Annotated in this window: 13 protein-coding genes; 4 read left to right on the top strand and 9 right to left on the bottom strand. The window is 44.9% G+C overall.

From position 1 onward, the window contains the following. The first annotated feature begins 1,130 nt into the window (after nt 1-1,130). Nucleotides 1,131-1,685 carry a GGDEF domain-containing protein gene (locus XZ46_RS20415; protein WP_228116384.1) on the top strand — a complete coding sequence of 185 codons (555 nt, stop codon included), beginning with the start codon at nt 1,131-1,133 and terminating at the stop codon, nt 1,683-1,685. A gap of 32 nt (nt 1,686-1,717) precedes the next feature. Here the strand turns inward: XZ46_RS20415 and XZ46_RS20410 are convergent, their stop codons facing one another. The 5 genes from XZ46_RS20410 to XZ46_RS20390 all read right to left on the bottom strand — a co-directional run bounded on the left by XZ46_RS20410 (nt 1,718) and on the right by XZ46_RS20390 (nt 8,154). Then, nucleotides 1,718-2,833, bottom strand: a complete 1,116-nt coding sequence (locus XZ46_RS20410; RefSeq protein WP_048895207.1) for a lipase family protein — start codon at nt 2,831-2,833, stop codon at nt 1,718-1,720. A gap of 43 nt (nt 2,834-2,876) precedes the next feature. Then, nucleotides 2,877-3,848, bottom strand: coding sequence for a lipoprotein N-acyltransferase Lnb domain-containing protein (locus XZ46_RS20405; RefSeq protein ID WP_228116383.1), 972 nt, complete (start codon nt 3,846-3,848; stop codon nt 2,877-2,879). Between the two features lie 449 nt (nt 3,849-4,297). Then, a complete protein-coding gene (locus XZ46_RS20400) occupies nt 4,298-5,332 on the bottom strand; it encodes a M42 family metallopeptidase (RefSeq protein WP_006623981.1) in 1,035 nt (344 codons plus the stop codon). A 24-nt stretch (nt 5,333-5,356) separates the two neighbouring features. Continuing rightward, a complete protein-coding gene (locus XZ46_RS20395; RefSeq protein ID WP_006623982.1) occupies nt 5,357-5,803 on the bottom strand; it encodes a hypothetical protein in 447 nt (148 codons plus the stop codon). A gap of 1,025 nt (nt 5,804-6,828) precedes the next feature. Then, the gene (locus XZ46_RS20390; protein ID WP_048895206.1) at nt 6,829-8,154 is read right to left on the bottom strand and encodes a hypothetical protein; all 1,326 of its coding nucleotides are present in this window, start codon (nt 8,152-8,154) and stop codon (nt 6,829-6,831) included. Between the two features lie 127 nt (nt 8,155-8,281). Between XZ46_RS20390 and XZ46_RS20385 the strand changes: the two genes are divergently transcribed. Then, on the top strand, nt 8,282-8,971 hold the full coding sequence (locus XZ46_RS20385) for a diacylglycerol/polyprenol kinase family protein (RefSeq protein ID WP_048895205.1): 690 nt from the start codon (nt 8,282-8,284) through the stop codon (nt 8,969-8,971). A 215-nt stretch (nt 8,972-9,186) separates the two neighbouring features. Here the strand turns inward: XZ46_RS20385 and XZ46_RS20380 are convergent, their stop codons facing one another. Together XZ46_RS20380 and XZ46_RS20375 are read right to left on the bottom strand one after the other, a co-directional pair. Next, nucleotides 9,187-9,339: a hypothetical protein gene (locus XZ46_RS20380; protein ID WP_008053350.1), complete on the bottom strand. Its 153-nt coding sequence runs from the start codon at nt 9,337-9,339 to the stop codon at nt 9,187-9,189. A 352-nt stretch (nt 9,340-9,691) separates the two neighbouring features. Continuing rightward, entirely contained in the window at nt 9,692-10,279 is a 588-nt protein-coding gene (locus XZ46_RS20375; RefSeq protein WP_006623987.1) for a thioredoxin family protein, read from the bottom strand. 149 nt (nt 10,280-10,428) lie between these two features. Here XZ46_RS20375 and XZ46_RS20370 point away from each other — a divergent pair, with 149 nt between their 5' ends. Both XZ46_RS20370 and XZ46_RS20365 read left to right on the top strand, forming a co-directional pair. Next, complete coding sequence (locus XZ46_RS20370; protein WP_006618054.1) at nt 10,429-10,833, top strand: NIL domain-containing protein; 405 nt, start codon at nt 10,429-10,431, stop codon at nt 10,831-10,833. Nucleotides 10,834-10,867: 34 nt separating this feature from the next. Continuing rightward, entirely contained in the window at nt 10,868-11,284 is a 417-nt protein-coding gene (locus tag XZ46_RS20365) for a hypothetical protein (RefSeq protein WP_228116382.1), read from the top strand. Here XZ46_RS20365 and larE read toward each other — a convergent pair. Both larE and XZ46_RS36945 read right to left on the bottom strand, forming a co-directional pair. Next, complete coding sequence (larE, locus tag XZ46_RS20360; RefSeq protein ID WP_006623989.1) at nt 11,281-12,108, bottom strand: ATP-dependent sacrificial sulfur transferase LarE; 828 nt, start codon at nt 12,106-12,108, stop codon at nt 11,281-11,283. The genes XZ46_RS20365 and larE overlap by 4 nt on opposite strands. Before the next feature lie 194 nt (nt 12,109-12,302). Next, complete coding sequence (locus tag XZ46_RS36945) at nt 12,303-13,607, bottom strand: hypothetical protein (RefSeq protein ID WP_228116381.1); 1,305 nt, start codon at nt 13,605-13,607, stop codon at nt 12,303-12,305. Nucleotides 13,608-14,333: the final 726 nt, after the last annotated feature.

Raw genomic sequence — 14,333 nt, 5'->3', positions numbered from 1 at the left:
AATGCAATAACTGCTTCTCACTACGCAAATTACTTAATTCGAAGATCTANAACGTCCCTCACATTCTATGATGACAATATTGATTTTTGTTTTTTTTCTTTTTGTTATATACATCATNAGCTCCCCGCCCTCGATACCTATTTTTAAGNACTCTTTGGCCTAGAAACAAAATACAGTTTAGATTCGCGAAAACAGAAATAGGATTGGGATTAGTATATTTTTGTGCGTATTAGAAGTGAATGGTCATTGNGCTGTCTTAACCCCGATCAAATTAACTATTTCTTGGAATTACTATACGAAGGGAATTTCTTTCATAGGAAAAAACCGGGGACGTGGGGGACTCCTATTTCTCCCCGCCCATTTTGTTTGCCTTTCCTTTTCATTGTTCCAACGTCAAATTTATAAAAGTACATCGCCTTTGGGTTTGAATTATCTTTTTGCAGATCAACAAGCCAAAGTTTTTTATTTTTGGACCCAATTGCCTTTTTAACAGGCTGCAAAAAATAAGGGTTTTTTCCCCCCCCGATTGTTCGGTATTTTCCCGCTCGCCCTATTGTATTGGCTCAGGGGAAGAAAACGGTTCTTTGGGGGTCACATAATCGGCGCAAAGTATCCAATTCCTTACTTTTAGTGTGTTCAGGTCTAATTCATAAAAGTGACAGGGTTATTAATCGAATTATCGATACTCAGTCGTCATTGCATATCTGAGATCCAGGAAGACGAATCACTTGTTTCCGGCTACCATAAAATAAATTTTCTCGAATTTGTTGTTCAGATGGGAATTTAATTCTAGACGCATGTGTACAGGTGCAATTGCTTCATTGATCGTGTGTTAGCATAGATATAACCCCTGGTGCTAAGGTGATTAGTCAGATACTGATGTCTGCGCTCGTCTATGTTTTTACTGTAGGATTGAAACTCTCAAATGTGGCGATAGTAGGTGATACTATCACGACTTACACATCACTACCAGTGTCTTTGTGTTCTATAACCCCCGTTTAGGTAGAGGTCTGGGGGTGGAGTTGACCCCAGGTTATGGACAGTTGCGTAAATGTCATGCGATCGCCGTAGTCAAGCCTCATCAATAAATGATATAAATGATATGTGCATCGAGTAAGGAGTGGGTAACTTTGCCACCAGATGAGATAAATTCTTACTCTCAAATTCCTACACAGCCAGAGTTACAGGACTCTGAAGATATAAATAGCAGAGATTGTTTTTGTTCTGTCAGTGAACCTAGAGCAGTCAAAAATCGCATTAAGCAGTGTTTAGGCATTGCTAAACGTAACACCTTACCCGTATCCTTGGCGCTAATGGGGATAGAGGGTTTAGATCTGTGTCTCCAACAACAGGGATATCAGAAAACTGATCAGGTGTTAATGGAACTTGTCCAAGAACATCAGGATCACCTGCGCGAATGCGACTGGGTAGCTTACTGGGGTAATAATCAATTTGTGATGGTGATTTTCTCGGACCCACAAGGTGCAAAAATTGCTCTCAAAGGTATTTGGCAAGCCTTTAAAAGCCGCAAAATGAACTTAGATGATGCGGTAATTACCTGTTCTGCCAGAATAGGTTTTACTCAAGTGCATCATAATGAACACATGAATACCTGTTTAGAATGCATGGAATCTGCATTATATAAGGCAAAAACGACAAACAAAGCCTTGGCTTTTTTGGCTTAAATTATCTCGCCAAAAGTTATGATTAGTGGCATTTACCACAAGCTACCACCACCGCCTTGATGATGCCGATAAATCTGATAATAATACCGATAACTATAAACATGAATCGCTATTCTTTCCTGTAGGATTTGTAGTAGCAAGTTAAGGCGTTTGGTATCAAAATCTGGGGATGGAGAAATCTGCTGTTGTTGTTGGAGAATCGCAAACTGTTGGTTAAGTTGATTAAGGCGATCGCTTCCTGTAGCTTTAATTAATCTTCCAAAGGGAACATAACCTAAAGCCCGATAGATAGGTTTCATGGGAGAATCATCATCATAAAGTAGCATATCCCCCGGAGTTTCAATGCGGATAATATTAGGGATCAAATCGGGATATTGACTAATAAAATTAGCTTGTGCTACAGGTCCAGATCCAAAAACTATAACTTTTAAATTTTCAGGATTAACCCCCGCATCAACTAACATCGCCGCATAGAGAATACTCGACCCACCTAAACTGTGTCCGGTGACGACAATTTCCACATCAGTTTTCGGGTTATTTTGAAGGTCTAGAATATCCTTGATCATCTCTTGGGAAATTTGATGATTAAACACAGAACCGGAATAATCACGGAACCCTTGATGAATTAACGCACCAGCACCAGGATAAAGATGTTCGGGTAAAGCAGAGACAGCGACAGCGATATCGTTGGGGTCTTCTAAGCTAGGATAAAGACCTTTAAACCCAATTACAAATGATACTTTTTCCATACCACCAGGGAGCAACTCTCCCCGGCTTAAAAAAACAGCATAGCCACCCAGATGCTGGTCTTTTTCTACCAGAAAGAAATCCGATAATCTTAATCGGGTATTGACTACTTTGATAGCATCAGGTTCAGTTTCATATAGTGCGGCTATATTGGCGATCGCCTGCTGTCTAGCGGCTTGATTTCCAGTGTTCTCCGCCTGAAATAACTCGTAGATTAACTGGGTGGTGAAGTGAGAGGCTTTCCCAATCATTTCGCATTCTCTATTTCCCGACCTACATAGGGACTCAAACTCGGGAGAACTGATCAGGGGTACATTGGCTGAAGATGGTTGACGAATTCCGGTGGCTATAACTAAAGTTGCCACCATTGTTGAATACAGAAATAGCCGTTTTTTCACCATTATAATTTACCCGAAACAACTGGGTAGTTAATGACTGCTAAGACTACCAAATCATCCCGCCGCCACCAGTGTTTTTTAACTCATCATTCAAATCAGCGATCGCCATTCCTTTAATCCCTCGACGTTGCAAAGCGTTGGGGGAAATGGTGGGGATATGTTCCTGCAAAAATTGTAACTGAGTGGCATCTAAACTATCAGCCAAAAACTGATTAATCGCCTGTTGATTTAATATACCATTGGCGAATAACATAGATATCTGTTCTCCCGTAGGTGCATTAATAAAAATTTCCTCTTCTGAATGAGGAGCCCTATGATAGCCAATGGTTTGGTCAATGATTCTAAAGACTTCGGTAGTACAATTTATATTCAGGGTATTATACATTTGAGTTAACCCAGCTTGGTGGCTTTTGGTTATAGCATTTAAAAGTAACTGATTTTTTTGTGCTGGGGTTAAATTTAATTGAATTTGTTGAACTTGATTACCGTCTTGAATAATCATCCGTTGAACTCTGGACTCCAAAGAAACCAAACGATAGGCGATCGCAAAATTATCAAAGAAACCCGCCACCAAATCAAAGTTACCCCCCACCACGGCGACAGCTTCCACTGAAAAAATCAGGTCTTTTAGCTGCACGGGGGACTGGGGAGAACCGGGAATTTGAGGAATTAACAGGACCTCGGAACCGGGAGAAAAACGAAATCTTAGTTGGGTATGGGCGGCGGGAATAGGAGATGGGAAATTTTCCAGTTGATAGATAACTTCGGCTACGGAGTTGGGGAGAATTTTAGCGACCCAAAACTGATTTTGGTGACTGACATTAGCTACAGCGATCGCCTCGGGTTCGATACCATATTCAGCCGCCTCAGCAGCAGATAAACGTCGCAGCGATCGCTGGTGACAGGAATTGATACACTGACCCTGATAAATTCCCCGTGGCATTTTAGCTTGAGGGTCAAAGCGATCGTTCAGATCACACCGACAATTAGCATCAGGGAGAGTAGGTCTAGTCTCCACAGCTCTACTAGACAACCCAGGAGTCAACAGGAAAATTGCCGAAGTGAGAGTAAGCAACTTGATCCTGAAAATCTGCCTATTTTTCAAGTATGCAGCCCTCCTAACGCATCGGACACCATTAGAGCTATTATAGCAAAAATCTGGCAACCATCACCTAATAAATTACCCCATCAGGTGAATTGATTAGCAGTGTAACTCGATATCATAATAAATACAGAGTTTAATATGAACTTTTATGCTTAACAAATCTTCACAATCCGCTGATCAAGTAGCCATTTTATTTTTGATAGGCTATCTGATTGTGTCGCTGGCTATAACTTTGGGGTTTCATATCACTGCACATTACACTGAATCTGTCACCAATTCCATGATTGAATCTGATTCTAGTTTAACCCCATAAATGGCTGTAAATGGCTGTAAATCCCATAAAGACCTGTAAATCCAGGAAATTATAACCCTTGACAATAACTCAACAAAATGCTAGTGCAATGAGAAATTGCCCCTAAATGAGCAATCTCAAATCCATGAGTATTTTGGGTAGGAAAACTCAAACAAGCCGCCCTAGAAATATGCCCAAACTTCATAGCAATAGAAGCATCACTACCAAACCCCCGAATAATTGCCGATTGAATCGATACATTTACTCGCTGAGATGCTTTCCGTAATTCAGCATTTAACCCCTCATCATAAATGCCATAACCATCTTGAGATAATAGCACGGGTTTCTCACCAGATTCTATGGGATATTCTGGCGCTAGGGGACAAATTTCTAAAGCAATTAAGGCATCCAGACGGGTGCGATTAGTAAAATATAAAGCGCCGATCGCCCCCACTTCTTCCTTAGCAGAGGCTACCAAATAGACGGTTACCGGAGGATTTTTAATCTGTTTAGCCAACTCTAATAAAATCGCCAAAGAGGCTTTATTGTCGAGGGTATAACTAGCGATATAGTCCCCCATGCGGAAAGGTTTTTTGCGATGTTTTCCTACTACTACACGAGTACCAGGATGCACCCCGGCTGCTTGTAAATCCTGTGGCGATCGCAGAGTTTCTACCCAAGCATCCTCCCAGGTTAACGCCTTCTCAGTCTGAAAAGACTTTTGGGGGGACTCATGGGAAATATGGCGGGAACCAAAGCTAAGAATGCCTGAAATTGTCTGATTATCTCCCCGTAGGTCTACGACTCCCTCACCATAAACCCAAGGAAAAGATCCCCCTAATTTCCGAATCCTGACCCGTCCGTTAGGTTCAATATTATTAACAATAGCGCCTATCTCATCTTTATGTCCGGTAATAGCGATCGCCACATCAGGATTTTGACCAGGTATTTCAGCGATGACATTTTCCGCCTGGTCTTTCCACACCTTCACCCCCAAATCCGAAAAGCGATCGAGCAGGAAGCCATCTATTTCGGACTCGTCGCCACTAGGAGAGTGACACATCACTAACTGTTCAATAGTGGCAAATAGTTGGTCAAATTCCAATTAATCCCCCCTATATGTTATGGATTATTTACTGTCTTTCTTGGGTTTAAAAATCGGCCCCCAAATTCCCAAAAAAATCAACACAATTAAAACTATAAATGCTCGTTCCGAATTCACATCGACCATTGATTGCATATCCATTAGAGGAGGCGGTTCGATAATGGGTGGGTTTAGATCGGGATTTCTATAAAAATCCTGGTAGTTGATCACAGGTCGCAGAGTATAAGGATACTCATGAGCAGGTCGATGGCGGCGAGGTCGATGGTATTGTACCGGGTGAGGATCATGGTGTGGGTGGGGGTCATGGTATCTAGTTGGCTGATCATGTCTAGGTTGTGGATGGGGTCTATGGGGCGGAAATGTATTGCACTCATCAATATAATGATGATGATGAGCAGAAGCCGACCCAACGGACAGAATACTCCCGACCATCGCCAAACCAGTTATGGTCAACAATTGCCACTTTTTCATGATCTACTCCTCACCACCGGATGACAATTGGTAGGGGTCGAAAGGAAAGTCACCTTTCCCAACTCCCATTCAAAACCGTGCTTGATACTTTCACATCACACGGCTCCTGATGTGGATACCCTATTTTGTCAGTAGGAACAGGGTTACTACCCCCTGCTTTATGACTTCAACTTTAGGAGCTATATACACCACGTAGTCTTTAAACTCGCTCACGGTCGTAAGCACTCTTACATCATCGCAGTCTCTATATCCACACCGTGACTAGTGGGCATATCCCAACCATTACAGTTAGGCATTAGCTTTCAGTCACATCCTTTCCCCTTATGGGCATACGCTTACACTTTTCACTACTCCAGTGAGTAATATTGCTCACTTTCTTATATGGAGAGCCTAACAGGGGTTTCAACGTTCCGTATATATGGGCATTCCATCTTTAGATTTGTCCTATCCACCGGGGTACTTTTAAAGGTCTGTGAAGATGGCTAGTCAAGTCCTCTTCTTTTCCCCTTGTTCTTTTGAACGCAGCGTGTCAACCTATTTCGCTACCTCGATATTACGATGGTTCAAGCCAGACATTCGGTTTCCCTAATCATGGATGGTTGGCAGTGGTCGGATTTTGGGAATGGGTTTTCCCTCACGCCTTCCGTTCCCCGCTTCAATCCCAGATTTGTGATTTCTGAAACTGGGGGTGGCTATCGCCTTTACTCTTTCCCATAATCACCCCAAGTGGGTTGAAATACTCCTCCTAAGTATACTTGGACGGTATTTTGTGATTTCTTAAAATGGGATTGACCTTGAGTTCCTTGCCTTGCTTAGTGCAACAACTCACTAAACGTCGGGACATATATACAGTTAAGGGGTTAGACTGGTTGAAGGTCTAATTTTCCCTCTAGGAGGTTATTTCAGGCATTGCAGCCTTATTTCACTCCTAAACGTCTCGCACTGACTATTTATCAATAGCAAATGGCGATCAGTATATCACACATAGCAACCCTGGAAGCAGCTACAGCACCGGACCCGATCACTCAAAATTCCACGGCTTCCTCAACCTTCTTATTTGGGAAAGTCGGTAATTGAATAGCAGACCAAGACTCCAACTTCCGGCGATGCTGGGGATAGATTAAAGGTGCCGGCCAATTATCCCCGTTTGGTCCAGACCCCACCCCGGCTAGTTGAGGGTTAGCCACTGATTCCTCTACTGGCTCTGGTGCGGCATATTCCAAGCGGATACGCTGTAGTTCCTCATCTACCAATCGAGGTTTCGGCCACTCTTCCAGCACGGGTTCACCCGGCGGAACAATTGACTCAATAGATATCTCTGTAGAGGGTGGGGGTGCGATCGCCTCGGAATCGGAAACATCGGACTTTGGTGATTCTCCCTGAGATCCTAAACCCTCCTTAGTTGATAGTAAGGGCGGCATAACTGGGGTAGGGTTATCATCACCTTGGGTAGGTGTTGTTAATTCGTCTGACTCCTCTACCGATGACCCTTGTTGTGCGAATTGAGCAGACCAAGGTTGAACAGGTGAAGCCTTAGATAAATTCATGGTCTGGGAATCAATCACAAAGGATGGCGATGATACCTCATCATCAGTACAATTGACCTCTGGCGAGGGTGAATCAACGATTAACTCAGGATTTGGGCTTACAGCAGATTGGCGAATTTCCTTCATCATATCCAAAGCCGCCTTAAACTCAAGAGTGTAGCGTTGTTGGCGTTGTAAACGCGATCGCAACTCACGGCAGGTATTTTGAGCCTGAACTAACTCATGGTACTGTTCATTGTAACTTTGGCGAGTCATTGCACATTCTCTTTCCATCTGAGCCATGCGAGTTTGACTCGTATCCCACTGTTCAGTCAGGTTCTCTACCAAAACTTGCTGTTGTCGAATCACCCGGTTAGCAACATCTAGCTTTTTGAACAGACGCTCGACCTGTGCGCGGCTAAAATCTAGTTCCTGCAATTGTTGATCAGAATTGCTTTTGTGTTCCCTTAACTGTTGATGACAATCTTCGAGTTGTTCGGACAGTTCAGCAATGCGATCGATTAAATCCCGGTTACAAGCGTGAAGTGCTTTAATCAGAGGAGTTTCCGCACTACCCTCAAGCTCATTAATCCCGCCAGTAGCTATCTGGGGCGCTGTTCCTTCCGCCCTAACAGAGGCATTTTCTGGGGATTCTGTAACCAGAGGAATTTGATCAATAGCGATCGCATCAGGAAAATTCACCGTTTCCCAATCATCATCCCCTGTGTGGGAAATGTGGGTCAGCGGCTGCGCCACACCAGCTTCATACTCTGGGATGGCTGCTTCATCGGGGGATTGATTCAGGGGGAGATCGGCTTCAGACATGGACATATCCCAGACAGTTAGATAATCTCAGTATTAGTTTATCTTGACAATTGACAAACTTGGAGCTTGAAACATAACCCAATATATTCTGAATTTGGTTTCCTATTTTATACACTACTGTGAATTTATGCTTTCTGATTTAACTGCAAATCCCAACATTTGGCTTCATATCTCTCTGGTGGGTCTATGGTTAGCCTTAGTCCTGATTATTGCTGAAGGACTCAACCGCCTATTTTCGGTAGATCCAGAAATATCCCGAAAGGTGGTGCATATTGGGACCGGAAACGTGATTTTATTAGCTTGGTGGCTGGATATCCCCGCTTCCATCGGTATAGCAGCCGGGGTATTATCAGCAGCGATCGCCTTAATTTCCCTAAAAGTCCCCATTCTCCCCAGTGTTAATAGTGTCGGTCGCCAAAGTTTAGGGACATTTTTTTACGCCATCAGCATTGGTATTCTGATCGCCTGTTTTTGGCCGCGCCAACAACCCCACTACGCCGCCCTAGGTATTTTAGTCATGACCTGGGGAGATGGTCTCGCCGCCACCATAGGTCAGAAATTCGGTTACCATAAATATCAGATCTGGGGAAGCCAAAAAAGTTGGGAAGGTTCCCTCACCATGACTTTAACCAGTTTTATAATATCCACCCTAATTTTACTGCCAGTCTATGGTAACACCTGGCAAATTTGGAGTATCTCCCTAGCCGTCGCCCTCGGTGCTACCCTGTTGGAAATGGTATCTCAATTAGGTATTGATAATTTAACCGTTCCCCTCGGTAGCGCGGCGATCGCCTTCTTTCTCCATCAACTTTCTTAATCCTACCCCACACCAAAAGCCCCCAACCAAACCATAGCCAACCCTAGGGCTAGTATAGACACCGCCGGACTAGGCATTGCATCTCGCATCCCTTGGCTTAGGTGAAAATACTAGCACTAACTGCTATAGGTTCTGGTTGGAGGACAATCCCATGCTCGAACTTTAAACCAACCCGCTAAGACCGTCTTGATCACGCTCACTCTATCCCGTAGCGTTTACTTCAGGGCTGGGGAAGGCTTTTTACAGGGAGTTCCTTCAAACGGGCTAGGACCTACTTCTGGATAAGCATCGTCAGTGGGGCTAAAAATCCTAATCACTGCTTCGGTTAGGTAAGCCATCATATTTGATAGTTTAGACATCATATTCATAAGAAAACCTCACTTTTTTGTTGCCCTATCTACCTACTATACTAGATGAAATTTCTGGATTTGTACAATATTTGCAATATTTATTTGCAATCAACGGATAATTCACCATAATCGATAAATCATGTTATAATATATAGGTTTGCCTCCGTCTCATCTACCTAGCTAAAATCAAGCGATCGCCTTCTCTAAGCAACTCCCTAAAATCAGTACAATTACTCAAAGAATATCCTCGGAAAGTTTAGTTAACAAAAATCACAGTTTTTTTTAAGTTTTGATAATTTTTGTAAAAAACAGTTAATAAAAAGCGAGATCCGCCGCCAAGAGGCGGGCAATGTAGCCCGCCCGAAAGGCTTTAGAGTTTGACTTGGCTACCGTGTGCGCGAGGATCGGTGTTAGCATCCCCAGAGGGGACAACAGGGGCTTTAAAAGTGGAAACCTGCCCCATAGTTTCGACTGTTGGCATCAAATTACCAGCGATCAAAGCATCTAAACGAGACCCTAGGTTAGGTCGGGGAATTTCTCCGATCGCCTCCCCCATAACTTCAGCTTGATCATTGAGAAAGACAAAATGGGGAATCCCATCAACTCGATACTTGAGAATTTCCGGGAGCCATTTAGTATTATCAACATTGAGCATGACAAAATTAATGCGATCGCCATAACTATCGCGCAGATCTGCCATATCTTCAGCCATAGCCTGACAGGTTGTACACCAATTAGCATAAAACTCCATCAAAGTCGGTTTACCATTACTCAAAGCCACCTCAAGAGGGGTTGATTCCGTGGCCAGTTCCGTTAAAGATATAGAGGTAGCATTAGTTCGGAAACCCCAAAAAACCAAGACACTGAGAACAATTGCCACAAGAGCAATCAGAAAGTTTCTCAAACGAGTTGTGAATGAAGAAGTAGTTAAACTAGAATCAGATGGATTTGTACTCATTTAATGCAGCTAGTCACACAGATGATCGTCTTGGGTACAGTGTAGCGAATTAGACAAGTGCGGGGAAAATAGAAAGCGATCGCCCCACCAAAACAGCCACCATTGGCGATCGCATGGTATGATAGAGTTGGTGTATACTGCCGGGCAGGATGAAAAAACGAGTCACTTTGACTTTTCCCAAACGTTCAGTACAGATGCCAATTACCTACCGACTGGCCAAAGATTTTAATGTAGCTGCTAATATTATTAGAGCGCAAGTGGCCCCTAATCAGGTAGGAAAACTGGTAGTAGAGTTATCGGGAGATATAGACCAACTCGAGGCGGCGATCGATTGGATGCAATCTCAAAACGTGACAGTTTCCCTAGCCAGTCGAGAAATTATCATTGATGAACAAAGCTGCGTAGACTGTGGACTATGTACAGGTGTATGTCCGACAGAAGCACTAACTCTCAATCCCGAAACCTTTTATTTAACATTTACGCGATCGCGTTGTATTGTGTGTGAACAGTGTATTCCCACCTGTCCCCTACAAGCGATTTCCACCAATTTATAATCTGGTAGCCATGAAATCCCATCAGATCGCGCCTATGCTTTGGGTGTCAATTTTCTTACTGATGCTCACCTATATGGTGTTTGGGTGGGATTTATTTAACCGACAAATAGAGTGGCACTTTTGGGTAATTATTAAATTAACTATTATCTTACTCGCCCTGTTTTTCACAGTTCCTTTAGAGAATTTAAGCCGTCCTCTCAATCGCTGGTTTCAGTCAAATATTGGCGCTTTTTTATCTGTAGTGGTCGGTGCTTTCTTACTGGTAGTATTAGCCACCAGGATGGAAATTTTTACCACTCTTCTGATGTCTTTATCCGCCACCATTCTCACCCGTATGGAACTACAAACCCACAGCACCAAAAACTGGCAGGCATTTTTAGTCCTGTGTCTCGTGTCAATGCTGGGGTTAGTAGTCGGCTGGCAACTTCATCACCTAGCGAGTATAATTTAGGTGTAGGTAACGAGGAGTTCCGGTTGTAATACTTGATTTAATTTACCACTACGATATCCTTCTAGGTCTAAGGTAACATATACAAAACCCAATTCCTGAAAAGTTTTCACTAAAAGTGGCAAATCATTTTGAATTATAAACTCCTGAATTTGTGCTGGTGGCAGTTCAATCCTAGCCGTGTCTCCCTCGGAGCGCACCCGCAGATTTTGCCAACCCAAACGGCGCAAATAAACCTCAGCACGTCCGACCCTCTGCAATTTAGCGATCGTGATTTCTTCTCCATAGGGAAAACGGGAACTTAAACAAGGTTGAGAAGGCTTATCCCAGCAACTTAACCCCAGATATTTAGAGATTTCCCGTACCTCAGCTTTAGTAACTCCCACCTCTGCTAAAGGCGATCGCACTCCCCTTTCCTTAGCGGCTTGCACTCCCGGGCGATAGTCCTGCAAATCATCAGCATTCACACCATCAACTATGTATAAATAACCCCGTTGTCTAGCTAAGGGTTTAAGCTGATCATGCAGTTCACTTTTGCAGAAATAACAACGGTTAACCGGGTTAGCGGTGTAATTAGGATTAGCCATTTCCTGAGTGTATATTTCCTCATGAGATATGCCAATCATCGCCGCCTGAATGCGAGCATCTTCCAAATCTTCCGGTAACAGGGAAGGCGAAACAGCCGTGACAGCTAAAGCGCGATCGCCCAAAATATCATAGGCAATTTTCGCCACCAACGTACTATCTATTCCTCCCGAATAGGCAATTAATGCCTGCTCCATTTCAGCAAATAGGGATTGAAGTTGTTGTAATTTCTCGATCACCATAGTTTTTTGTGTTATTTACCCGTAATTACAGGTTATCATCTTCCCTCGGTTATGGCATACCCCCTCTCTACTAGGAGCGATCGCACAGACAAAAATTGAGCCGGGGGGTTTCGCATCAGGAAAACTCCGGCTCATGTTCTTAATTCGCAATTGCTAAGATCAGACTTTCATCATCGGTTATATCGCTTAATATCCTAACCCACCCACTCTAAAACGGCTTCCTCGCGGGTATTAGTGTGACGTTCGGGAGTTTCACGATTAAACTTCATGTGAATCGAACGGGTTTGCTCACCATCAGCAGCAACAGCCATAATTGGATAGTCAAATTGACCATCAGGGAAATACATTTGGAATCGGAACGTACCATCAGGATTGAGTTGAATCGGTCGTCCGCCAATACTAACCTTAGCATCAGGCTCAGTTGCACCATAAATGATTAACTCAGCATCAGCCACCAACCAGAATTTACGGGGACGAATGGGAGGCATTGATGCAGCCATCCCAATACCAGACATCCCGATACCGGACATAGAGTAGCCTAGGGCGGAACCGGACATAGTGAAACCGATACCAGACATCCTTTCCGCCATTCCGACACCGGACATTCCCACGCCGGACATGGAGTAGCTTAGGGCGGAACCGGATTCGGTCATTCCCACGCCGGACATGGAGTAACCCATACCGACACCGGACATTCCCACACCGGACATAGAGTAGCCTAGGGCGGAACCGGATTCGGTCATTCCCACGCCGGACATGGAGTAACCCATACCGACACCGGACATTCCCACACCGGACATAGAGTAGCCTAGGGCGGAACCGGATTCGGTCATTCCCACGCCGGACATGGAGTAACCCATACCGACACCGGACATTCCCACGCCGGACATAGAATAGCCTAGGGCGGAACCGGATTCTGTTACGCCTAATCCGACACCGGACATTCCGACACCGGACATGGAGTAACCTAAACCGACACCGGATTCTGTTACGCCTAATCCGACACCGGACATTCCGACACCGGACATGGAGTAACCTAAACCGACACCGGACATTCCGACACCGGACATGGAGTAACCTAAACCGACACCGGATTCTGTTACGCCTAATCCGACACCGGACATTCCGACACCGGACATGGAGTAACCTAAACCGACACCGGATTCTGTTACGCCTAAGCCGACACCGGACATTCCGACACCGGACATGGAGTAACCTAAACCGACACCGGATTCTGTCACGCCTAAGCCGACACCGGACATTCCGACACCGGACATGGAGTAACCTAAGCCGACACCGGACATTCCGACACCGGATATGGAGTAACCTAAACCGACACCGGATTCTGTTACGCCTAATCCGACACCGGACATTCCGACACCGGACATGGAGTAACCTAAACCGACACCGGACATTCCCACACCGGACATGGAGTAACCTAAACCGACACCGGATTCTGTTACGCCTAAGCCGACACCGGATATTCCGACACCGGACATGGAGTAGCCTAAGCCGACACCGGACCCCGACACCGGAGATGGAGTTACCTAAACCGACACCGGATTCTGTTACGCCTAAGCCGACACCGGACATTCCGACACCGGACATGGAGTAGCCCAAGCCGACACCGGACCCGACATCGGACATGGAGTAACCTAAACCGACACCGGATTCTGTTATCCCTAAGCCGACACCAGACATTCCGACACCGGACATGGAGTAACCTAAACCGACACCGGATTCTGTTATCCCTAAGCCGACACCAGACATTCCGACACCGGACATGGAGTAACCTAAGCCGACACCGGACATACCGACACCGGACATAGAATAGCCTAGGGCGGAACCGGATTCAGTCATTCCCACACCGGACATGGAGTAACCTAGGGCGGAACCGGATTGAGTTACGCCTAAGCCGACACCGGACATTCCGACACCGGACATGGAGTAACCTAGGGCGGAACCGGATTGAGTTACGCCTAAGCCGACACCGGACATTCCGACACCGGACATAGTTTCACCGACACCTGATGCCCACTTACCGACACCAGAGGGGAAAATATAGGAACTGATGCCATGTTGGAAACTGGAAACATGGTGCATGGAACCAAATAGGGAACCAGCGATGCGTTGAGCTTCTGCTTCTTTGGCTAGATTGAAGAGGTCGTCGTAAATGCGATCGCCATAAGATAAGCCAGGGGGTGATAGTTGGGCAAAAGTTTGAC

Source organism: Limnospira indica PCC 8005, assembly GCF_000973065.1.
GTDB lineage: Bacteria > Cyanobacteriota > Cyanobacteriia > Cyanobacteriales > Microcoleaceae > Limnospira > Limnospira fusiformis.
This window is presented reverse-complemented; position numbering and strand designations above follow the sequence as displayed.